Annotated in this window: 10 protein-coding genes, 1 tRNA gene and 2 pseudogenes; 10 read left to right on the forward strand and 3 right to left on the reverse strand. The window is 67.3% G+C overall.

From position 1 onward, the window contains the following. Positions 1-51: 51 nt before the first annotated feature. Positions 52-8,568 (reverse strand): glycoside hydrolase family 94 protein, encoded by an 8,517-nt coding sequence (locus BAU07_RS19485; RefSeq protein ID WP_066661197.1) that lies wholly within the window; start codon positions 8,566-8,568, stop codon positions 52-54. A 566-nt stretch (positions 8,569-9,134) separates the two neighbouring features. Further along, positions 9,135-9,210, reverse strand: a tRNA-His gene (locus BAU07_RS19490). Between the two features lie 160 nt (positions 9,211-9,370). Between BAU07_RS19490 and BAU07_RS19495 the strand changes: the two genes are divergently transcribed. Then, on the forward strand, positions 9,371-10,828 hold the full coding sequence (locus BAU07_RS19495) for a phospholipase D-like domain-containing protein (RefSeq protein WP_066661198.1): 1,458 nt from the start codon (positions 9,371-9,373) through the stop codon (positions 10,826-10,828). Between the two features lie 139 nt (positions 10,829-10,967). Here BAU07_RS19495 and BAU07_RS19500 read toward each other — a convergent pair whose 3' ends face one another. Further along, complete coding sequence (locus BAU07_RS19500; protein WP_066665572.1) at positions 10,968-11,546, reverse strand: ANTAR domain-containing response regulator; 579 nt, start codon at positions 11,544-11,546, stop codon at positions 10,968-10,970. 489 nt (positions 11,547-12,035) lie between these two features. Here BAU07_RS19500 and BAU07_RS19505 point away from each other — a divergent pair, with 489 nt between their 5' ends. From BAU07_RS19505 to BAU07_RS19540, 9 genes and pseudogenes are all read left to right on the forward strand, one after another. After that, complete coding sequence (locus BAU07_RS19505; protein ID WP_066661202.1) at positions 12,036-13,331, forward strand: CmpA/NrtA family ABC transporter substrate-binding protein; 1,296 nt, start codon at positions 12,036-12,038, stop codon at positions 13,329-13,331. 12 nt (positions 13,332-13,343) lie between these two features. After that, positions 13,344-14,168 carry a nitrate ABC transporter permease gene (gene ntrB / locus BAU07_RS19510; protein ID WP_066661203.1) on the forward strand — a complete coding sequence of 275 codons (825 nt, stop codon included), beginning with the start codon at positions 13,344-13,346 and terminating at the stop codon, positions 14,166-14,168. 4 nt (positions 14,169-14,172) lie between these two features. Continuing rightward, positions 14,173-14,961, forward strand: a pseudogene (locus tag BAU07_RS27235) (ABC transporter ATP-binding protein); the annotation flags it as partial. A 222-nt stretch (positions 14,962-15,183) separates the two neighbouring features. Continuing rightward, positions 15,184-16,284, forward strand: a pseudogene (locus tag BAU07_RS27240) (CmpA/NrtA family ABC transporter substrate-binding protein); the annotation flags it as partial. Positions 16,285-16,313: 29 nt separating this feature from the next. After that, entirely contained in the window at positions 16,314-18,746 is a 2,433-nt protein-coding gene (gene nirB, locus BAU07_RS19520) for a nitrite reductase large subunit NirB (RefSeq protein WP_066661205.1), read from the forward strand. Between the two features lie 14 nt (positions 18,747-18,760). After that, entirely contained in the window at positions 18,761-19,135 is a 375-nt protein-coding gene (gene nirD, locus BAU07_RS19525) for a nitrite reductase small subunit NirD (RefSeq protein WP_084025880.1), read from the forward strand. Beyond that, the gene (locus tag BAU07_RS19530) at positions 19,135-21,873 is read left to right on the forward strand and encodes a nitrate reductase (RefSeq protein ID WP_066661206.1); all 2,739 of its coding nucleotides are present in this window, start codon (positions 19,135-19,137) and stop codon (positions 21,871-21,873) included. The genes nirD and BAU07_RS19530 overlap by 1 nt, the downstream gene beginning before the upstream one ends. 12 nt (positions 21,874-21,885) lie before the next feature. After that, complete coding sequence (gene cobA / locus BAU07_RS19535) at positions 21,886-22,668, forward strand: uroporphyrinogen-III C-methyltransferase (RefSeq protein ID WP_066661209.1); 783 nt, start codon at positions 21,886-21,888, stop codon at positions 22,666-22,668. A gap of 220 nt (positions 22,669-22,888) precedes the next feature. After that, positions 22,889-23,338, forward strand: a complete 450-nt coding sequence (locus BAU07_RS19540) for an HU family DNA-binding protein (protein ID WP_066661211.1) — start codon at positions 22,889-22,891, stop codon at positions 23,336-23,338. Positions 23,339-23,487: the final 149 nt, after the last annotated feature.

Consider the following 23,487-nt stretch of genomic DNA (forward strand, 5'->3'; position numbering starts at 1 on the left):
GCGCAAAGCCCTGCCGGCCGCAAGCCGCCAGGGCGCGCAGCGCTGGCGGTCCTACAGTGTGATCGTCACCTCATGCCGCCGGCCGTCAAGCGGCAACGATGCTTCGCCGCCTTCGCACGCCATCGCCACGCCGTCCATATGCACCGCCGACACGCCCGTGCCCCGCCCCGAAACGTTGTCGACGCGGATCTCGTAGCGGTTCTCCCCGATCGCCAGCGAGGCTTCGAAGCCGGGCCATGCAGCTGGAATGCACGGGTTGACGGTGACGGAATCGCCGCTGCGCTGTATGCCAAGAATGCCTTCGAGGCCCGCCCGGTACATCCAGCCGGCCGAGCCGGTGTACCAGGTCCAACCGCCGCGGCCAGCGTGCGGCGCGACGGAATAGACATCGGCAGCCACAACGTATGGCTCGACCTTGTAGCGACCCACATCCGCCAGCGTGCGGGCGTGATTTACGGGGTTCAGCATCGAAAAGAGCTCTACGGCCTTGTCGCCGTCGCCCATTCTCGTGTAGGCCAGGACAGCCCACAGCGCGGCGTGGGTATATTGGCCGCCGTTCTCGCGCAGCCCGGGCGGATATCCCTTGATATAGCCGGGATCACGAGCCATGCGATCGAAGGGTGGAGAGAACAGCAGGGCCACGCCGTCTTCGTGACGCACCAGGTGCTTGTCCAGGCTGGCCATGGCCAGGGCGGCGCGTTCGGGCGGCGCCGCGCCGGACAGGATTGCCCACGACTGGGCGATGGAATCGATGCTGCATTCTTCGCTATCGACGGAGCCCAGCCAGGTGCCGTCGTCGAAGGTCGCGCGCCGATACCATTCGCCGTCCCAGGCATGGGTCTCGATCGCCGTGCGCACGTTGTCGGCATGCTCGCGCCAGCGCGCCGCGCGCACCGGATCGCGCGCACGGGCCATCGGCTCGAACAGGTCGACGGTGCGCAGCAGCAGCCAGCCCAGCCATACGCTTTCGCCACGGCCCGCCTGGCCCACGCGGCTCATGCCGTCGTTCCAGTCGCCGGTGCCGATCAGCGGCAGGCCATGCGCGCCGGTCAACGCCACGCACTGGTCCAGGCCACGCGCGCAATGCTCGAACAAGGTGGCTGTTTCCTCCGCCACCGAGGGCAGGAAGAAGATGTCGTGCTCATCCTGTCCCAGCGCGGGGCCTTGCAGGAAGGGTACCTGTTCGTCGAGTACGGCCGCGTCGCCAGAACGCAGGACATAATTGGCGGCAGCGTAGGCCAGCCAGACACGGTCGTCCGAAATTCGGGTGCGTACGCCCTGCCCGGACTGCGGTAGCCACCAGTGCTGCACGTCGCCCTCCACGAACTGCCGGGATGCGGCGCGCAGCAATTGCGCCCGCGCCGCCTCGGGCATGGAGAACATCAGTGCCATGCTGTCCTGCAACTGGTCGCGAAAGCCATACGCGCCGCTGGCCTGGTAGAAAGCCGATCGCGCCCACAGGCGGCAGGCGATCGCCTGGTAAAGCAGCCAGCCGTTCAGAAGGACATCCATGGCGCGATCGGGCGTCTTCACCTGGATGGCGCCCAGGCGCATCCGCCAATCGGCCTTCACCTGCTCCAGCACCGCGTCGAGGTCCGTCTCCCGATAGCGCGCCAGCAGCGTCCGAGCTTCATCGGCCGATGGCGATTGCCCCAGGAAGAAGACGATCTCGACCGACTCCCCCGGCTCCAGCCCGACCACGCATTGCATCGCCGCGCACGGGTCCAGCGCCGCGCCGCAGCGTCCCGACAGATCCGCCGTCCGCGCCAGCGCGGCCGGCGTCGCCAGTTCGCCGTTGTCTCCCAGGAATTCCCGGCGGTCGGCGGTCCACGACGCCTGGCGGCCCGACAGGTCCGCGAACGCCACGCGTTGCCCGAAGTCCAGGCTCCACGGGTTCGCCGCGAACATCGCCCCGCTTGCTTCATCCATGCGGGTGACCAGGAACGGCGCGGAGACGCTGCGGGCCGCCCCCAGCACCCATTCCACATAGGCGGTCACCGATAACCGGCGATGCCGGTCCGAGTGGTTCGCAAGCGTCAGGCGGGATATCTTGATCGGGTCCTGCGGCGGCACGTACTGCAACAGATCGGTGGCGATGCCGTCGTGCCGGTGTTCGAAGCGGCTGTAGCCGAATCCATGGCGCGCGACATGGCTGCCCTGCCCACGTATGGGCAACGCGGTGGGACTCCAGAGCTCGCCGGTGGCCTCGTCACGCAGGTAAAAGACCTCGCCGGGCGGATCCATCACGGGATCGTTCGACCATGGCGTCAACTGGTTTTCCTTGCTGTTCTCCGCCCAGGTGTAGCCGCTGCCTTCCGCTGAAACCTGGAAGCCGAAATGCGGGTTGGCAATGACATTGATCCAGGGCGCCGGTGTCGCCATGCCCTCCTGCAGCTGGATGACGTACTCCTTGCCATCCATATCAAAGCCGCCCAGGCCGTTGAAGAATTCCAGCCCCTGCGGCGCCGGCGAATCCGCCGCGGGCTTATCCGGCCCCGGCATCATCACGGGCACGGGGGCCGAGTACGGCAAGGCAGACATCCGCGGGGAGGCATCGACGATACGGGCCAGCTGCTCGGCCACGGTGCCATGCAGCGCAAGCAGTACGATGCGGGCCACCGACTGGACGAGATCTCGGCCCGGCCTGGCCATGAGATCCGCACGCAGGGTGTAAACCGCGCCCTTGGCCAGCTCCTTCCCGAAGGTGGGCCGCGCCTGGCTGCTGCGCACCGCAGTATCGATGGCGTTCTGCAGGTCCTGGATATACGACGAGGCGCGTTCATTGAGGATGACCAGATCGACTGCCAGGCGCTTCATGCGCCAGTATTCGTGGGCGCGCAGCAACTGCCTGACCAGGGGCATGTCCTGTACATCGTCGATACGCAGCAACACGATGGGCAGGTCGCCCGAGATGCCGTAGGGCCACAGCCCGGACTGGCTCCCGGCGCCCCGGATGATGGCCGCGGACGGTATCCGGAATCTTGAATCCGGGTACAGCAGCGGCGCCGCGAGCCGCTGGAACGCGGCCGCCTCTTCGGCGTGCATGCCGAGGTGGCGCAACTGGACCTGCGCCTGGGTCCACGCCAAGGTCTGGGCCCGTTCGAAAGCGTTGCGGTCGTGATGCTTGTCCACCAGGTCCAGCAGCGCTTCGCGCGTCTCCGCCACCAGCGTCCAGAACGAAACCCGCGCAACGCGGCCAGGCGCGACCCGCACACCATGCCTGAGCGCAAACACCGGGTCGAGCACCGTTCCAACGGTGTTGGACAATGGCGCCCCCGGAGCGACGCCACCCGGCAGCCACCCGGGCGCGCCTCGACCGGCGAAGCGCCCGCGATCGGTCTCGTATTGCACTGGCGCAATGACTTCGCCTTCGATCACCACGAAGTGAGCCGCCCACACTTGCGGCTCGTCCCCGGACCGGGGGCGTCGGGTAGCGACCAATGCGCCGAACTCTGGCAGGAACTCGGTCACCACGAACATCTTGGAAAACGCCGGATGGGCCCTGTCGTTGGCCGCTGGCGCCAGCACCAGTTCGGCGTATGACGTCACCTCGATATCCCGGGCCCGGCGGCCGCTGTTCACCAGCGACACGCGCCGCACTTCGCCATCATCTTCGCCCGAAACCAGAACCTGGGTCATGGTGGTGAGCGCCCCATCGCGGCGCATGAAGTCGACCCGGTCCTCCGAGAAGCCGATCTGGATTTGTTCCAGCTCCGCCCAGCTAGGTTGCGGGGTAGCCGACCACGTATTGCCTTGCTGCATATCCCGCAAGAACAGATAGGAGCCCAGGTTGTCCCGCGTGGCGTCCTCGCGCCAGCGTGTCACCGCGATCTCGCGCCACCGGCTGTAACCGCCACCCGCGGTGGTCAACATGACCGTATAGCGTCCGTTGGACAGCAAATGCGTGTGGGGCGGCCCGTCGGGCAGCCGGTCGAAACGGCGCATGGTGAGGGTCGCGCCATCGGCCGGCACGGCCGAAGCCTTGACCTCCTCGGCGCGAGGATGGGCGACGACGACATCTCGCGGCACACGCTCCTGGAGCAGGGGTGCGCAGGCCTGGATCATGGGCTCGCGGTGAAAGCGCGTGCGCATGCAGCCATCGAGCAAGGCATTGGCGATGGCCACGATAGTCATGCCTTGATGATGCGCCATGAAGCTGCGCACAATGGCGACCGACTCATCCTCGCGCAAGCGGGACGGCGTGAAATCGAGGGCCTCGTGAAAACCATAGCGGCCCAGGGCGCCGAGTTGCGCCAGGCGGCGAAAATTCTCGCGAGCGCCTTCCGGATCGACCATCGCCGCCAGACCCGTCGCGTATGGCGCCACGACGCGGTCTTCGGAGAGGCCACGCTTGAGTCCCAGGCCTGGTACGCCGAAGTTCAAGTACTGGTACGTAAACGCCATGTCGCGCGCGTTATAGGCCGACTCGGAGATGCCCCATGGAATGCCCAGGCCCGCTGCATACTGCCGTTGCCGCTGCACCACCATGCGGTTGGTCTGTTCCAGCACGCTGCCCACCGGGGCGCGCATGATCAGCGAGGGCATCAGGTACTCGAACATCGAGCCCGACCATGAGATCAGCACCGATCCCCGGCCGACGGGCGTGGACGTACGTCCCAGGCGTTGCCAGTGTCGCGAGGGAACGTCCCCTTTGGCGATGGCCAACAGGCTCGCCAGCCTGGCTTCCGACGCAAGCAGGTCGTAGCAACTGGTGTCCCGGCGATTGTCGCCCAGGGAATAGCCGATCGAAAGCAGCTTGCGCTCCGGATCCAGCAGAAAGGCGAAATCCATGGCCATGGCCATTTCGCGCGCCGTGCCGGCAAGGGCACGCAGACGCGCATTCAGCACCTCGGGACGTTGCGTAGCGGCTTCCACGTCATCGCGATGCGCCTGCACGGCACCGGCCAGCGCATCTGTCCAGAATGCCAGGTCGGTGCCATACCCTTCCGCCTCGGCGGGAACCAGGGCCTGCGCTGATTTGACGGCCTTTCCGGCAAGCCGGCCCAACGTCGGCAGCAGCGACACCATGTCCTGGCCGCCATGCAGCAGGGTGTCGATCTCATCCAGCCCGGCGGCAAGCTGCTGCGGGCGGTCGTCGCCCGGTGCGGTCATCTCGGACAACGCCTGGCGGGCCAACGCGAGATTGTCCGCCAACCCCTGGCGGGCTTGCGAGCTGGAAAAATCGTCAGTCCATTCCTCACAGGCGTTGGCCAGGGTGATCAAGTGGCCGGCGAGATTGCCGCTGTCCACCGAAGAAACATAGGCGGGCTGGAGCACGCGCAGATCGTCCGTCGCATACCAATTGAACCAGTGACCGTTGTAACGCTCCATGCGCCCCATGGTGGCAAGCGTTTCTTCAAGGCGCCCGACGGCGCACCGGGTACCCGTCCATCCGAAGTCGCGTGCGGCGACGATGGACAGAAGATACAGGCCCAGGTTGGTCGGCGACGTGCGCCGGGCCAGCACAGGCTTGGGCGTTTCCTGGAAATTGTCGGGCGGCAGCATGTGGTCCTCCGCCGTCACGAATGTTTCGAAGAATCGCCACGTTCGGCGCGCCGTGCGGCGCAAGGCGAGCGCAGTCGATGGCGACACGCGCAGCTCGGCGGCCACCCCTCGCGGCCTGCTGATCCACCAGGCGCATGCCGGCGCTGCGATCCACAGCAGCGCGAATGGCAGCACGAGCACCCAGGAAAGCGGCTGCAGCAGCAGCACGCCGGCAGACATGGCCAGCGCCAGGCACACGCTCTGCCACATCATGCGGTAAACGCCCGCCACGCCCGAGCGGGCCGTGCCCGCGGATTGCGCGGCCGTCGTCCATTCCAGCAGATGACGGCGACTGACCAGCAACCGATACAAGGTCCGGAAAATGGCGTCGGTCATTTTCCAGGCGCCGTCGGCCAGGAAGATGAAAGACGCGAGGATCTGCTGCCCGGCCAGGGAAAGGTCCTGGCCGAAGAGCCTCAAGCGGCTGCGCAGCGATACACCGCTTCGCCGTGCCACGACGAAACTGATCGACGGAAGTACGGCCGGGATGGCATGGCACAGGACAATGAACAGCGTCGCCAGCGCGGCGGCCGGCATGGGCAAGGTCCACGCCGCGCCCAAAGCGAGGAAGCTCGCGGGCGCCAGCAGGGACCGGCGCAGGTTGTCCAGCATCTTGCCCCGTCCGACCGGCGGTACGGCGCGATCGCCCGCAGGACGCCCGAACAGCCATGGCAGCAGTTGCCAGTCGCCGCGGGTCCAGCGGTGGGTGCGCCGCGAGGCCACGTCATAGCGTGCCGGAAACTCTTCGACGACCTCGATATCCGACGCCAGCCCGGCGCGGGCGAAGATACCCTCGAACAGATCATGGCTGAGCATGGCATTCTCCGGCACCCGGCCGGCCAAGGCTAACTCGAAGGCATCGATGTCGTAGATGCCCTTGCCCGTGTAGGAACCCTCGCCGAACAGATCCTGGTAGACGTCCGAAACCGCCGCCGCGTAGGGATCCAGGCCCGCCGAACTGGAGAACAGGCGCTGATAGATGGAGCCCTCGCGATTCAGGGGCAATGACGGCGTGACCCTGGGCTGGAGGATGGCGTGTCCTTCGACTACCCGCTGCTTGCCGAAGTCGAACCGGGGGCGATTCAGCGGGTGCGCCATTTTTCCGATGAGTTTCTGCGCCGCGTCCCTGGGCAACCTCGTATCCGCATCCAATGTCAGGACATATCGCACGTTTGCCGGCAATTGCTGGCGCAGCCCCGGGATGGGGGTATAGGTGGTGTCACCCGCCCCCCGCAGCAGCCGGTTCAATTCGTGAAGTTTGCCGCGCTTGCGCTCCCACCCCATCCAGGCGCCTTCCGCCTGGTTCAGGACGCGGCGGCGATTCAGCAGCAGGAAACGGCTGCCGCCGGGGGCGGGTCCATACTGCAGATTCAGTTGCGCGATGGCCGCGGCGCCCGCCGCGAGTATCGGCGCGTCCGCCACGGTGGTCTCGGTATCGGCGTCCGGGCCATCGGCCAGCAACGCGTAGACCAGGTCGCCGCCGGAGCCGGACAGGTAAAGCACTTCCAGTTGTTCGATTTGAGCAAGCATCTCGGCTTCGCTCGTCAGCAGCGTGGGAACGGCGACCAGGGTCCTGTATTGTTCCGGCACACTGCGCGTCAGGTCGATGGCGGGCAGCACCGACGCCCCCAGCTTCCAGGTGATGACCCGGTTCACAAGCGTGGTGACGACTTCGGTCAAGGGGAAAAGCGCCAAAACCAGGAACAGCGCGAGCCAGCCGGCGGCCATGCCCGGGGTCCATAGCGCCCATAGCACAAGGCCGGCAAGCACGGCCGTCGCGGCGATGATGGTGCCTACATAGCCCAGGATCCCGCTACCCATGGCCATGCGGTCCAGCCGCAGGCTCCATGGCGGCGCATAGCCGATCCGCGTCTCCAACGCCCCGCGCCCCTTCCCGATAAGGTAATAGCCCGGGTCCCGGATCCGCTCCAGGTCCTCCCCGCCCATATCTGCCGCTGCCGCCGCCGCGGCATCCAGGGCCGCCTGCGCAACCTCTATTTCGGTCATGGCGGAGCGGCGCGCCAGATGCTCGATCTCCTTGCGGTACAGGTCTCGCGTTGCGAAATCCATGCTCCCGAACGCGCTGAACTGCCGCAGGCGTTCATCGGGCAGGCTGACGCTTTCGAACCAGTCGGCCCAATCTATATCGGACATCAGGCGCATGCTGGTGATGACGTTGCGCACGCTGACATTGGAGGCGCCCTGCCGCTGCTGCGCCTGTTCCACCACAGCGTCGGTGGACGTTCCCTGCACATTCAGGCGTTCCTGCAACCAGGCCAGGGCCGGCGTCTCGCGGGGGTCCTGGTCACGCAAGCGCTTGCTGAGTTGCGCCGCGAACACTTCGGACAAGGGTCCGCGGGAGCGGGTCGTGGCATCCAGATCCAGCGCCGTGCGGGCCGCGCCCGCACGCAAGAGCGCTTCGGCCAGTTCGTCCGCGTTGTCGCGCGCCTGGCGTCCAGCAACGATCTCGTCGGCAAGACGCCGCAGGTTCTCGACCAGCACGACACGCAAGGTAATCGCCACGGCCCAGAGCTCGCCGATGGTGAGCGTCTGCACGGATTGGTACTCGGATATGAACCGCCGCAGCGTATCCGGGCCGAAGTTGCTGTCGGTATGCGCAATGAATGCCCACGCCACGCCCAGCACGCGGGGATAGCCGGCGAAGGGCCCCGTCGCCAGCTTGGGCAATTGGCGATAGAAACCAGGCGGCAGATCGTCGCGGATCTGCCGGACCTGCTCTTCCACGACGTGATAGTTATCAAGCAGCCACTCGGCGGCCGGCTCTACGCCTCGGCCGCACTCGAGTTCCACCGCACTGGCGCGATAAGCCGCCAACAGCACGGCGGCATTGTCGTCCAGCCGCTTGCGCAGCGGGGGCACCCTGCGCGGCTTGGACGTGACCGCTTGCGCCGCGGCCAGGCTGCGCGCGTGTTGCGCCAGCCGTTCTACACCGAAAAGTTCATGCCGGACCGGGGTCTTGTCGTCCCAGGGCGGCGACCTGGCTACTTTCGCTTGGGTTCCGATTGGTTAGCGCTCCCTTTGGAGGATGAGGCGCCAGCTCCAGACACCGGAATCGGGGGAGCTTTGGGCGGCTGCTTGGGTTTCTTTGCTTCTTTATTACCGCGAAGCTGACCTTTGGCCATGATGGGTACTCCCTAATGCCTGACAGGTGCACGATGCACCCCGACAGCATACAGGGTTACTCCGCACCAGTCGCGCCTCATCGCACGCACGCCGCGAAACACCGCGGCGCGCGAACCCTGAAATGGCCACTCGCCTTGGCATTCGGCAGCCCAGCTACCTTGCCATGGAAGCCAAAGGATTCAAAACTCGATGAGCCAAGATCACGCAAGCTTGGCGGGCTGTGGGAAACGAGCGGTTCACCTTCCACGACCTGCGGGCGTACTACGTTACCGTGATGGCAGCGCGGGATGAGAACCCCGAAACGCATGCGAATCCGGCAACGACGAGGCGGATTTATGACCGTCGCGGGATCGTCGAAATCAAGTCCAGCGCGGAATCCATGCCACCATTTCCGAGTCTTGCCACCATTTATGGTTCTTTGAAGTTGGCGCAAGTACTTGATTTTATGGGGTGGCTGACGGGACTCGAACCCGCGACAACCGGAATCACAATCCGGGACTCTACCAACTGAGCTACAGCCACCGCAGCGAAGAAGCGAGATTCTAGCATGCTTCGATAAGCTCTTTCCAAGAGCCGCGCCGTTACCGCCAGGGCCGCGGCTTGGTATTCTCCCGCCTTGGCCGGCTCATGGGAGCGCCGGCCGATTCCGCAACTCGCCCGGCAACCAATACCAACAATCACCATGCGCGAAATGCACCAGATCCTGGAGGCCTACTGGCCTCATATTGTGTTCGCGATCAGCCTTGGCGCGGGGGCCGGGGCCGCCGTCCACGCCGCCATGACGAAGAACGACGTGCGCGCCGCCATTGGCTGGGTGAGCGTCACGCTGTTTTCGCCCCTCTTCGGCGCGGCGGCGTATTTCGTCGCCGGGGTCAACCGCATCCGGATCACGCGCGTGTCGCAGCTACGCGACGAGGCGATGGTGGCCTATTCGCGCGAGCCTGCGGCGCACGAAGTCGATGTGGTGCCCCTGTCGGCGCCGCAATTCGCGTCCATGAAGATCCTGGCCGACCAGATCAGCCATTTCCAGCTGTCGGGCGGCAATACGGTGCAGCCGCTGGCGGGGGGCGACGAAACCTATCCGGCGATGCTGCAGGCGATACGCCAGGCGCGCTATACGGTGGCCCTGCAAAGCTATATCTTCGACAACGATCCTATCGGGCGGGAGGTCGCCCAGGCGCTGATCGAGGCCCATGCGCGCGGGGTGCAGGTGCGTGTGCTCATCGACGCCGTGGGGGCGCACTATTCGCGCCCGCCCATCGTCAAACTGCTGAAGAAAAACGGCGTGCCGACCGCACGCTTCATGACGAACCCGCTGGGTTTCCTGCGCATGCCATACGCGAACCTGCGCAGCCACCGGAAGATCCTGATCGTGGACGGCAGTGTGGGTTTTTCCGGGGGCATGAATATCCGCGCCGCCTTCGTGACGGCGCTGGCCCGTGAGGACACCAACCGCGATACGCACTTTCGCTACGAAGGCCCCGTCGTAACGCAACTGCTGTCGGTGTTCGCCCACGATTGGGACTTCACGACGGGCGAGTCGCTCGCCGGCGCCCTGTGGTTCAACCATGCGGCCAGCGGACCGGCCGGCGGCGCCGCGGTGCGGTGCGTGCCGTCCGGCCCGGACCGCTCCATCGGCAGCACCCACAACATGCTGCTGGGAGCGCTGGCGGTGGCCCAGCGCCATGTGCGCATCCAGTCGCCTTATTTCCTGCCCGACCAGACGCTGATCGGCGCGCTGGCGACCGCGGCACGCCGCGGGGTCCGTGTCGATATCGTGATCCCCGGCAAGAACAACCTGCGCCTGGTCGACTATGCCATGACGGCGCAGTTGGACCAGGTCATCCGCTGCGGTTGCCAGGTATGGCGGACCACCGGCGCATTCGACCATTCCAAGCTGATGACCGTGGACGATGCGTGGTCGTACACGGGCTCCTCGAACCTGGACCCGCGCAGCCTGCGGCTCAATTTCGAGCTGGATACGGAGATCTACGATCGTGCGGTGGCCGAATGGATAGGGGCGCGTATCGATAGCGCCATCGCGACCGCCATCCCGCAGACCTTGCAATTGCTGGACGCCATGCCGTTCCCCAAGCGATTGCGGAACAAGGTGATCTGGCTGGCCACACCCTACCTCTGAGCGGGCCGCTGCCGCGCGTGGGCACCAGCGGAAGCCATCGCCGCTGCCGGACAAGGGCGACGACGCGCAGGCGGCAGGCGCGTGACCGCGACATTCCGGACGCGGCCGCGCGTGAAGCTCATGAAGCTGTCCCGCGCGCCTACCCCTTCAGCCAGCCGGCCACTTCCACCATCTCGCGCGCGACCTCGCCGATGCGGCGCTGGCTGGTCATCGCGCGTTCGCGCAGCATGCGGTAGGCCTCTTCCTCCGACACGCCGCGCAGCGACATCATCAGGCCCTTGGCCTTCTCCACCCACTGGCGTTCGGCCAGGCGCTGCCGCGCTTCGCTGAGCTCTTCCCGCCGCGCCTTGTCGACGGCGAAGCGCTCGATGGCGACGTCCAGCAGACTCTGGATGCGCGAGGCCGGGACCTCCCCCACCACGTAGGCGGCGACGCCGGCCTGCAACGCCTGGCGGATGGCATCGCGATCGTGCGTACCGGTGAACATGACGACAGGCCGTTCGCTGTGGGCGCTGGCCACGCATACGCCCTCGAGGGTATCGCGCGCGGGGGCGTCGGTGTCGATCAGCACCACGTCGGGGGCCAGACGGGCGACGGTGGCGGCCAGGTCGGGCTCGGGAACGACCTCGGCGATGACCTCGACGCCGGCTTCGGCCAGGGTGTGACGCAGGCCGGCCACGCGGCCTTTCCCGTCCTTGATCAACATCACCCTAAGCATGTCCGCTCCCTGCCATATAGGCATGCAACGCAAAATGTATGCCATTTCGCCGCCTCGCCCGCGTCCGCCGGAACAGCGTCGGCCTGCCGGGAGGCAACCGGTCCGAACGCCGCCCCTGCCCCCGCACAGGCAGGAGCGGAGAACGCTGGCCGGCGCACACCCGCCGGCCCCATGCACTGCATGTTGCACCGCAATGGCGCATAGGCCCCTGCCGCCGCACCATCTCGCCGCAAGGCGCGACGACCGCGCATCCCTGCAACCACAGGCCGGTCGGCCCTTTGAACGGCGCCCCATCCCCGGAGAGAGCGGCGTTTCATCTCCCGAAGCCGGGGCCGGCCGAAAACTGGCATACCTATTGCTTTGATGAAAGCGACGGCCAACGGGGGTCGTCACTGCCGTCAGCGCGGCAACCGGAACAACGACGTTCCGCACGTCCAGGGAATCGCTTCCCGGGCGCGCGGAACGTTTTTTTTTTGACTGGAGCGACGAATGAAGCGCAACAAAGGTCTGCAGCATCCGACTTCCACGCCCGCGGCCATGGCGAATCCTGGACGGCGTCGCTGGATCGCCCAGTCCGCCCAGCGTCTGGCCGGCGCCGGCCTGCTGACCCTGGTGGATCCCCTGGTGCGTGCCGGTGCCTGGGCCGCCGGCTCGGATGCTCCCGAGAAACCCGAGGTCCGGATCGGCTTCATTCCGCTCACGGACTGTGCCTCCGTGGTCATGGCGTCGGTGCTGGGCATAGACAAGAAGTACGGGGTCAAGATCACGCCGTCGAAAGAAGCGTCCTGGGCGGGCGTGCGAGACAAGCTGATCAACGGCGAACTGGACTTTGCGCATGTCCTGTATGGGCTGGTGTACGGCGTCCACCTGGGCGTCGGCGGACCGAAGAAAGACATGGCGGTGCTGATGGCGCTGAACCAGAACGGGCAGGCCATCTCGCTGTCGCAGCAACTGAAGGATGCCGGCGTGACCGACGGCGCATCGCTGGCCAGGCAGATGTCGACGCAGAAGCGCGACTACACCTTCGCGCAGACTTTTCCGACCGGCACGCATGCGATGTGGCTGTACTACTGGATGGCGGCCTACGGCATCGACCCCATGCGCGATGCGAAGGTGATCACCGTCCCGCCGCCGCAAATGGTGGCCAACATGCGCATCGGTAATATGGACGGCTTCTGCGTCGGCGAACCGTGGAATGCGCGCGCCATCTCCGACAAGGTCGGGTTCACCGCCGCGACGACGCAGGACATCTGGGTCGATCATCCGGAAAAGGTGTTGGGAACCACGGCAGACTTCGTCACGCGGTATCCCAACACGGCGCGCGCTGTCACGGCGGCCGTGCTGGAGGCCGGCAAATGGATAGACGCCTCGGCGGAGAACAGGCGCAAGACCGCCGAAACCGTAGCAGCCAAGTCCTACATCAACACCGATATGTCGGTGATCGTCGACCGCATGCTGGGCCGCTACGCCAACGGCCTGGGCAAGACCTGGGACGACGCGCATGCGATGCGCTTCTATGGCGACGGCGCCGCGAACTTTCCCTACCTCAGCGACGGCATGTGGTTCCTGACCCAACACAAGCGCTGGGGACTGCTGAAGGAACATCCCGATTACCTGGCCGTGGCGCGGCAGATCAACCGCATCGACGTCTACAAGCAGGCGGCGACGGCCGCCGGGGCCACCCTGCCCGCCGCGGACATGCGCAGCGCCAGGCTGATCGACGGCATCGTGTGGGATGGCAGCAATCCGGCCGCGTATGCGGACGGTTTCAAGATCAAGGCCTGACCAGGAGCCGATATGGAACGTTCGCTTTCCCTCCCCCTTGCCCGCCTGGGCCACGCCTGGCGCGAGCGCTTCGAAGGCGCCCTGCGCGCCGTCATCGGGCCGGCGGCCGGTTTCGCGATCTTCGTGCTGGTGTGGCAGGTCATCGCCATGCTGGCGCCGGCGATCCCCACACCGGCGAAGACCTGGGATGCCGCGACGGCGCTGTTCGCACACCCCTTCTACGACAACGGCCCCAACGACAAAGGCATAGGCTGGAATGTGCTGGCCTCGCTGTTGCGCGTGGCGGCCGGCTTCAGCCTGGCGGCCGTGGTCGGCATTCCGGTGGGCTTCGCCATCGGCCGGTTCAAGGCGCTGAACGCCATGCTGTCGCCCATCGTGAGCCTGCTGCGGCCCGTATCGCCCCTGGCCTGGCTGCCATTGGGCCTGCTGCTGTTCAAGTCGGCGGATCCCGCCGCCATCTGGACCATTTTCATCTGCTCGATCTGGCCGATGATCATCAATACCGCGGTAGGCGTGACGCGCGTGCCGCAGGACTACCTGAACGTGGCGCGCGTGCTGGACCTGTCCGAATGGAAAGTCCTGACGCGTGTACTGCTGCCCGCGGTGCTGCCCTACGTGCTGACGGGTGTGCGCCTGTCCATCGGCACCGCCTGGCTGGTGATCGTCGCCGCCGAGATGCTGACCGGAGGTACGGGCATCGGCTTCTGGCTTTGGGACGAGTGGAACAACCTCAAGGTGGAACACATCGTGATCGCCATCTTCATCATCGGCATCGTCGGCCTGGTGCTGGAAGTGCTGCTGATGCAGTTGGCCCGGCACTTCACCTACGAGGAGTAAAGCCATGCAGAAATTCGTACGCATCGAGCGCGTGGGCCAGGTGTTCCAGACACGCAAGGGTCCGTTCGTGGCGCTGCGCGACATCGATCTGACGGTGGCGCAGGGCGAGTTCATCACGCTGATCGGCCATTCGGGGTGCGGCAAATCCACGCTGCTGAACCTCGTCGCGGGGCTGTCCCGTCCCACGTCCGGCGTACTGCTGTGCGCGGAGAAGGAGATCGCCGGGCCCGGGCCGGAACGCGCGGTGGTCTTCCAGAACCATTCCCTGCTGCCCTGGATGAGCTGCTTCCAGAACGTATATCTGGGCGTGGAGCGCGTGTTCGGCCAGTTGGAAGGCAAGGCGCGCATGGTGGAACGCACCCACGCCGCGCTGGAACTGGTGGGGCTGACGCACGCGCGCTCCAAGTTGCCGCGCGAGATATCCGGCGGCATGAAGCAGCGCGTCGGCATCGCCCGCGCGCTGGCCATGGAGCCCAAGGTCCTGCTGATGGACGAGCCCTTCGGCGCGCTGGACGCGCTGACGCGCGCCCATCTGCAGGACGAACTGCTGAAGATCGTGGCGAAGACGCGCACCACGACCATCATGGTCACGCACGACGTGGACGAGGCCGTCCTGCTGTCGGACCGCATCGTCATGCTGACCAACGGCCCCGCCGCCACCATCGGGCAGGTCCTGCCCGTGCCGCTTGCGCGCCCGCGCGACCGCGTCGAACTGGCCAACGATCCCGCCTACCTGGCCTGCCGCGCGGCGGTGGTGGATTTCCTGCACCGGCGCTATGGCAACCCCGCCCTGGGAAAAACGCCGGCGGAACCGGCCCCGGCCACCGCGGCGGTTCCCGCCGATCCGGTTCATTCCCTCCATGCGATCCAACTGCCCGCGATTCCCGACACCCCCGCCATGGCGGAAGGCGGCAACGCGGACAGCCGCGTGGCAGGCGCCTGGCTCGCCGGCAGCGACAAGCCGGAAAAACAGACCGTTCGCCTCGGCTTCATTCCCCTGGTCGACGGCGCCACCGTCGCCATGGCGGCGGAGCTCGGCTTCGACAAGCGTTACGGCCTGCGGATCGAGACGCGCAAACAGGCCTCCTGGGCCATGGTGCGCGACGGCCTGGGCGACGGCACGCTGGACGCGTCGCATGCGCTTTACTCCATGGTCTATGGCACGCACCTGGGCATCGGCGGGGATGCCACGCCCATGGCCATCCTGATGGCGCTGAGCCAGAACGGCCAGGGCATCGTCCTGGCGCGCAGCATCGCCGAACGCGGCATACGCGACGGCTGGGCCCTGGCCCAGGCCGTGCGCGCCGGCGAGAGCCTGACGCTGGCGCATACCTTCGCCACGGGTACGCACGCCATGTGGCTGGCCTATTGGCTGGCCGCGCACGGCATCGACCCGACCCGCGACGTCGACCGGGTGGTAGTGCCGCCACCGCGCACGGTCGCGGCGCTGCAGGACGGCCTGGTCCATGGCTTCTGCGTCGGCGAACCCTGGCATACGGTGGCCATCGAGACCGGTGCGGGCTTCAATGTGGCCACCACCCAGTCCATGTGGCCGGGGCACCCGGAGAAGGTGCTGGCCGCCACGGCGCAATGGGTCGACGCCCACCCGAATACCGCACGCGCGTTGACGGCGGCCTTGCTGGACACGGCGCGCTATGTGGACGATCCCGCCAACCGCGAGGCCGTGGCCCGCCGGCTGGCGCAGCCGGACCTGATCGGCCAGCCGGCCGACCTGATCGCGGGCTGCCTGGCGGGACACGGACGCGATGGCCTGGGCCGCCAGTGGCAGGACAAGGACGGCCTGACCTTCTTCGACGCGGGCCGCGCCACCTATCCCTATCCGTCCGACGGCATGTGGTTCCTGACGCAGTTCGTGCGCTGGGGCCTGTTGCGCGAAGCCCCCGACTACCGCGCCGTGGCGAGCGAGGTGCAACGCACCGCCCTGTACGCGCAGGCCGCGGCAGCGGCGGGCGTGCCGGTGCCGCCCTCTACCGACCGCGACGTGCGCCTGTTCGATGGCCGGCATTGGCGCGCCCGCGACGCCGCGTCCTACGCCACCAGCTTTCCCATCGCCGCGCGCCGGGACGCGACGCAGGCCGCCGACGCGGGTGCTTGAAAGCGCGATGGACGCCTTGGAGACCTCGCATGGATAAACCGAAACTCGTCATGGTGGGCAACGGCATGGCCGGCGTCCGCACCCTGGAAGAACTGCTCAAGCTCGACCCGGACCTGTACGACATCACCGTGTTCGGCGCCGAGCCGTGGCCGAACTACAACCGCATCCTGCTGTCGCCCGTCCTGACCGGCGAGCACACCGTGCAGGACATCGTGCTGAACGACGTGCAATGGTATGCCGACCATGGCATACGCCTCCTGCTCAACCGCACCGTGACGCATATCAACCGGGCGCGTCGCCAGGTGCAGGCGGAGGACGGCACGGTGGCGCCTTATGACAAGCTGCTGCTCGCCACGGGGTCCAGTCCGGTCATCCTGCCGGTCCCCGGCAAGGACCTGCAAGGGGTCATCACGTTCCGCGACATCCAGGACGTGAACCAGATGATCGAAGCGGCGGCCAGCCACCGGCGCGCCGTCGTGATCGGCGGCGGCCTGCTCGGCCTGGAGGCCGCCAACGGGCTGGCGGCGCGCGGCATGTCGGTGTCCGTCGTGCACCTGGCCGAAACGCTGCTGGAGCGCCAGCTTGACGCCAGCGCCGGCGCCCTGCTCCGTCAGAGCCTGGAAGCCCGCGGCCTGACCTTCCTGATGCCGCGCCAGACGGCGGCCATCCTCGGCGACCCATCGGGCCGGGTGCGCGCCGTGCGTTTCGCCGACGGCGAGGAAGTCGACGCCGACCTGGTCGTGATGGCCGTGGGCATCCGGCCCAACGCAGCCCTGGCGGAAGCGGCCGGGCTGTACGTGAATCGCGGGGTGGTCGTCTCCGATACGATGCAGACCTATGATCCGCGCATTTATGCGGTCGGCGAATGCGTCAGCCACCGTGGCATCGCCTACGGCCTGGTCGCCCCGCTGTTCGAACAGGCCAAGGTGGCGGCCAACCATCTCGCCCTGCATGGCATCGGACGCTACGAAGGCAGCGTCACCTCGACCAAGCTCAAGGTCACCGGCATCGATGTATTCTCCGCGGGTGACTTCATCGGCGGACCTGACACCGAGGCCATCACGCTCGCCGACCCGGTCGGCGGCATCTACAAGAAGCTGATGGTCAAGGGCGACAAGCTGGTGGGTGCCTGCCTCTATGGGGACACCGCCGATGGCGCCTGGTATTTCCGCCTGATCCGCGAAGGCAGGTCCATCGCGGATCTGCGCGACCACTTGATGCTGGGCGAGCAAATCCTGGGCGATACCGGCCACGCGGGCGAGAACCGCGTCACAACCATGCCGGACAGCGCGGAAGTCTGCGGATGCAACGGCGTGTGCAAAGGCGCCATCGTGCAGGCGATACGCGAGCAGGGACTGTTCACGGTCGACGACGTCAGGAAGTACACCAAGGCGTCCAGCTCCTGTGGATCCTGCGCCCCGCTGGTCGAACAGATCCTCATCAACTGCGTGGGCGGCGCGGCCGACGTCAAGCCGAAGTCGGAAAAGCCGCTCTGCGGCTGTACCGACCTGACGCACGGCCAGGTGCGCAAGGCGATCCGCGCGCAGCACCTGACCTCTGTCGCGGACGCCATGGCGTTCATGGAATGGCGCACGCCCGACGGCTGCGCGACCTGCCGGCCGGCGCTCAACTACTACCTGATCAGCACCTGGCCCGGCGAAGCGCGCGACGACCCGCAGTCGCGCCTGGTCAACGAACGCATGCACGCCAATATCCAGAAAGACGGGAGGTATTCCGTGGTGCCGCGCATGTGGGGCGGCGTCACAAATGCCGCGGAGTTGCGCCGTATCGCCGACGTGGCGGACAAGTACGCGGTGCCGCTGGTGAAAGTCACCGGCGGCCAGCGCATCGACCTGCTGGGCGTCAGAAAGGAAGACCTGCCCGCCATCTGGGCGGACCTCGACATGCCTTCCGGCCACGCCTATGGCAAGAGCCTGCGCACCGTCAAGACCTGCGTGGGCAGCGAATTCTGCCGCTTCGGCACGCAGGACTCCACCGCCATGGGCATCGCGCTGGAAAAGGACCTGTTCGGCATGTGGAGCCCGCACAAGGTCAAGCTGGCGGTGTCCGGCTGTCCGCGCAATTGCGCCGAGTCGGGCATCAAGGACGTGGGCGTCATCGCGGTGGAATCCGGCTGGGAGCTCTATGTCGGCGGCAACGGCGGCATCAAGACCGAGGCCGCGCAGTTCTTCGCCAAGGTCAGGACGGCGCAGGAAGTCCTGGAACACACCGGCGCCTTCCTGCAGCTGTACCGCGAGGAAGCGTTCTACCTGGAGCGCACCGTGCACTTCCTGGCGCGTGTCGGCCTGGACTACGCCAAGGCGAAGGTGGTGGAAGATGCGGCGCAGCGGGCCGCCCTGTACGCCCGCCTGCGTTTCGCGCTGTCCTTCGAAGCCGATCCCTGGGTCGAACGGACAGCCTCGCCGTCGGCGGCCCGCGACTACCAGACCCTGTCCGCCTGAAGCAAGGAGACGCCATGACCCAAGCCGATACCCCCGTCCTGGACGGACGCCGCGGACGGGCCGATGCCCGCACATCCCCCGGGGTCTGTCGCGTGGAGGACATCCCGCCGCTGGGGACGCGCGTGGTGCGCCGCGCCGGCGCCGAAGACATCGCCCTGTTCCGCTGCCGCGACGACCGCATTTTCGCGGTCATCGACCGCTGCCCCCATAAGGGCGGCCCGCTGTCGGCCGGGCTGGTGCACGGCCACGCCGTCACGTGCCCGCTGCACGGCTGGACCATCGAACTGGACAGCGGCCAGGCGCAGGCGCCGGACGTGGGCTGCGTCCAGACCATACCCGTGCGGGTGGAGGACGGTATCGTGCACCTGGCCATGGAGGCGCAAGGCTGATGGACGCCCCTCTTATCGGCGATCTCCGCGCCCCGGCCACCGCCGCGCTTCCCGGCGGCATCCGTACGGTGTCCTCGGTGTGCTGCTATTGCGGCACGGGCTGCGGCGTGCGTGTGCAGGCCCAGGGCAACCGTGTCATCGCGGTCAGCGGGGACGACCGGCATCCCTCCAACCAGGGCAGGCTGTGCAGCAAGGGCATGAACCTTGCCGACACGGTGCGTCGCGACGGATCGCGGGTGCTGCGGGCGCAATGGCGTCCGGACCGCGCCACGCCGCGGCGCGAACTGGCGCTGGACCAGGCGCTGGACGTCGCCGCGGACCGGCTGGCGCAAACCATCGAGCGCCACGGCCCCGACGCCATCGGCTTCTACCTGTCCGGCCAGTTGCTGACCGAGGACTACAGCGTATTCAACAAGCTGGCCCGTGCCCTGGTCGGCACCAATAACGTCGATACGAATTCGCGCCTGTGCATGTCCAGCGCCGTGGCGGGCTACAAGCAGACGCTGGGCGCCGACGCGCCGCCCGCCTGCTACGAAGACCTTGACGCCGCCGCCACGGTTTTCATCGCGGGTGCGAATGTCGCCTATGCGCACCCGGTGCTTTTCCGTCGCCTGGAGGCCGCGCGCCAGGCGCGCCCCGACATGAAGGTGATCGTGGTGGATCCGCGGCGCACGGACACCGCGGCCGCCGCCGACCTGCACCTGCCCATTCTGCCCGGCACCGACGTGGCGCTGTTCCACGCCATGCTGAACGTCATGATCTGGGAAGATCTGATCGACCGCGCCTACATCGACGCCCACACCGCCGGCTTTACCGCCTTGAAGCAACGCGTCCACGAGTTCACGCCACGCGCGGCGCAGGACGTCTGCGGCGTGCCGGCCGCCGACATCGTGCAGGCGGCGCGCTGGTTCGCCCGCTCGCCGGCCACGCTGTCGCTGTACACCATGGGCCTGAACCAGTCGAGCAGCGGCACCGCCAAGAACGCGGCGCTGATCCACCTGCACCTGGCGACGGCGCAGATCGGCAAGCCCGGAGCCGGTCCGTTCTCCCTGACCGGCCAGCCCAACGCGATGGGCGGCCGCGAGGCCGGCGGCATGGCCACCCTGCTACCCGGCCACCGCGACCCTGCCAATGCGGCCGACCGTGCCGCCGTCGCGGCGCTGTGGGGCGTGGACAGCTTGCCCGCAGCGCCGGGATTGCCCGCCATCGACATGTTCGACGCCGCGCGGGACGGACGCATCAAGCTGCTGTGGATCGTGGCGACCAACCCGGCGCAGTCCCTGCCCGACCAGGCGCGCGTGCGGGCGGCCCTGGACAAGGCAGAGTTCGTTATCGTGCAAGACGCCTACGCCGGCAGCGAAACCCTGGCCTACGCGGATCTGGTGCTGCCGGCCGCCACCTGGCCGGAGAAGGACGGCACGGTGACCAACTCCGAACGGCGTATCAGCCGCGTACGCGCGGCCATCGCGCCGCCCGGGGATGCGCGGCCGGACTGGCGCCTGGCTGCGGCCGTGGCGACCCGGCTGGCGGCGCGCATCGCGCCCGCGAAGACTGCATGCTTCGACTACGCCGATGAGAGCCAGGTTTTCGCAGAACATGCGCGGACCACCTCGGGGCGCGACCTGGATTACAGCGCCCTGACCTATCACATCCTGGACCGGGACGGCCCGCAGCAATGGCCCTACCACCCCCACGCAAGCGCGATACCGCGGCTCTATGCCGACGGTCGCTTCGCCACGCCCGACGGCCGCGCCCGCTTCGTGGACGTGGGCTATGCGCCCGTGGCGGAAGCGGTGTCGGCGCAGTATCCGCTGCGCCTGACCACGGGGCGGCTGCGCGATCACTGGCATACGATGGCGCGCACCGCGCTGTCCCTGGCGCTGACCCGGCACGTCGAAGAGCCTTGCCTGTCGCTGCATCCGGGCGATATGCAGCGCCTGCGGCTGGCCGACGGCGCGCTGGCCAGGATCAAGTCGCGGCGCGGACAGCTCTTCATGGCCGTGCGCGCCGACGAGGGCCTCAAGCCTGGCCACGCCTTCCTGCCTATGCACTGGGGCAGCGCGTTTATCGCCGGCGACGGCATCAACGCGCTCACCAATCCGGCGCGCGACCCGTATTCGCACCAGCCGGAGCTCAAGCACAGCGCCATCGCCGTCGAAGCTGCGCAATTGCCCTGGCAGGCCATGGGTTGGCTGAAAGGCGACGCGGCCGCGCTGCGGCGGGCGCTCTCGCCATGGCTGCGGCGCTTTCCCTATGCAGTGCTGCTGCCCACCGCGATGGGCGGTGGCGGCCTGCGCATCGCGGTGGCCGCCAAGCATGCGGCCCCTGTCGTGACGCTGCAGGAAATGGCTGCGGCATTGGGGCTGGCCCAGCCGCACGCGGCTTTCGATGATCCGAATCGCGGCATCCTGCGCCGCGTGGCGCTGGACGGCAAGACGCCCGTGGCCTTCCTGCTCGCCGGCGACGTGAGCCCCTGGGACGCCCTGTCGGCGTGGGCCGATGGCGGCCCGCCGCCCGCCAGCACGGCGCAGCTGCTGATGGGCCGCGGCGCACCGGCGCGCCGCGCTCGCACCGTCTGCGTCTGCCACGGCGTCACGGACGAAGCCATCGAAACCGGCATTGCCGCCGGCCTGGACATGGACGGCCTGCAGCAGACCCTGCACTGCGGCACCGGCTGCGGTTCCTGCGGCCCGGAAATCGCGCGCATGCTGGCGCGCGCCCATCCCACCCACCCGTGAGGAGTTCATCGAATGCCCCCCGTATCCACTTGCGCACCGCACGGCACCGGCAAGGTCTGGCTGGTCGGGGCCGGTCCCGGCGACCCTGAACTGCTGACCGTGAAGGCGGCGCGCGTGCTGCGCGAGGCCGATGTCTGGTTGGTCGATGACCTGGTGGGCCCCGGCATCCATGCGCTGGCCGCGCCCGCCACGCGCATCGTCAAGGTGGGCAAGCGCGGCGGCTGCCGTTCCACCCCCCAGGACTTTATCCTCCGGCTCATGGCCCGTTATGCCCGCCAAGGCCGGATCGTGGCGCGCGTCAAAGGCGGCGACCCCTTCATTTTCGGGCGCGGCGGCGAAGAACTGGCCTGGCTGGCGGCGCGCGGCATCGCAGCCGAGGCGGTGGGCGGGTTGACCGCGGGGCTCGCGGTGGGCGCGGCCCTGGGCCTGCCCCTGACACATCGCGGCCTGAGCCGCGGCGTGGCCCTCGTCACCGCGCACACCATGGACGCGTCCCGTCCCGACTGGCGCGGCCTGGCCGCCAGCGGGCTCACCGTCGTGTGCTACATGGGCATGCGCGATGCCGCCATGCTGGCGCGCGAACTGCAGGAAGCGGGTTTTGCAGGCCGCACGCCCGTCGCCGTCGTGCATCGCGTCTCGTGTCCGGAGCAACGCCACGTCGTCTCGCGCATCGACAGCATGGCCGCCGACATCGACCTTTCCGGGCTTTCCAGCCCCGCGGTGATCGTGATCGGCGAAGCCGTCACGCTGATCGACGCGGCCGCGCCCGGTGCATCCATGAGCCGCGCGGCCTGATCGCATGCCGCTTGCGCGGCGGTGGACCGCGCGAAAAACCCCTGTTTTCAGGGCTCCGGAGGCGCACAACCGTTGTTGTAGCGCCTCTCCAGCGCATTTTCACGCGTAATCCGCGCCAAATAATGTACATAAGAGCGCGGCTTCAGTATCATCGCGTTCAGCCGGCGCCAGGCGTACGGCGCGAGCCTTGTGCTAACTCAACCCAACCATACAATCGACCATGGCCACTAAAGCTAAAGCTCCTGCAAAGAAAGCCTCTACGACCGCTGCCAAGAAAGCCCCGGCCAAGAAAGCCGTGGCAAAGAAGGCCGCTGTGACCAAGACCGCGCCGGCCAAGAAAGCCGCCTCGCCCATCGCCTCGATCAAGAGCGCCCTGAACAAAAGCCAGCTGGTGACCCACCTGGTCGAACAAAGCGGCGTGGAAGCCAAGTCGGTCAAGGCCGTGCTGGCCAACCTGGAAGGCGCCGTGCTGGCATCCGTGAACAAGAAGGGCGCCGGCGAATTCACCTTGCCCGGCCTGTTCAAGATCTCGGTCCAGAAGGTTCCCGCCAAGCCCAAGCGTTTCGGCAAGGACCCGTTCTCCGGCGAAGAGCGCTGGTTCCCGGCCAAGCCGGCTTCGGTCAAGGTCAAGGTCCGTCCGCTGAAGAAGCTGAAGGACGCCGCGCAGTAATACGGCTGCTGCAAGCAGGCCGCAAGGCTATGCATTGGAACCCGCGCGCGTGAACTGACGCGCGGATTGGCTCAAGAGCGGAACCGTTCAAGAACCAAGGGTCGAAAAGGCCTGAGCCCGGTATCGCACCGGACTCAGGCCTTTTGCTT

The sequence above is a fragment of the Bordetella flabilis genome (genome assembly GCF_001676725.1).
Taxonomy (GTDB): Bacteria; Pseudomonadota; Gammaproteobacteria; order Burkholderiales; family Burkholderiaceae_B; genus Bordetella_C; species Bordetella_C flabilis.

What these genes read in the sequence shown, in the direction of transcription:
- BAU07_RS19495 (WP_066661198.1), top strand. Translation starts at nt 9,371, where the DNA reads ATGCGCGAAATGCACCAGATCCTGGAGGCCTACTGGCCTCATATTGTG.
- BAU07_RS19500 (WP_066665572.1), bottom strand. Translation starts at nt 11,546, where the DNA reads ATGCTTAGGGTGATGTTGATCAAGGACGGGAAAGGCCGCGTGGCCGGC.
- BAU07_RS19505 (WP_066661202.1), top strand. Translation starts at nt 12,036, where the DNA reads ATGAAGCGCAACAAAGGTCTGCAGCATCCGACTTCCACGCCCGCGGCC.
- ntrB (WP_066661203.1), top strand. Translation starts at nt 13,344, where the DNA reads ATGGAACGTTCGCTTTCCCTCCCCCTTGCCCGCCTGGGCCACGCCTGG.
- nirB (WP_066661205.1), top strand. Translation starts at nt 16,314, where the DNA reads ATGGATAAACCGAAACTCGTCATGGTGGGCAACGGCATGGCCGGCGTC.
- nirD (WP_084025880.1), top strand. Translation starts at nt 18,761, where the DNA reads ATGACCCAAGCCGATACCCCCGTCCTGGACGGACGCCGCGGACGGGCC.
- BAU07_RS19530 (WP_066661206.1), top strand. Translation starts at nt 19,135, where the DNA reads ATGGACGCCCCTCTTATCGGCGATCTCCGCGCCCCGGCCACCGCCGCG.
- cobA (WP_066661209.1), top strand. Translation starts at nt 21,886, where the DNA reads ATGCCCCCCGTATCCACTTGCGCACCGCACGGCACCGGCAAGGTCTGG.
- BAU07_RS19540 (WP_066661211.1), top strand. Translation starts at nt 22,889, where the DNA reads ATGGCCACTAAAGCTAAAGCTCCTGCAAAGAAAGCCTCTACGACCGCT.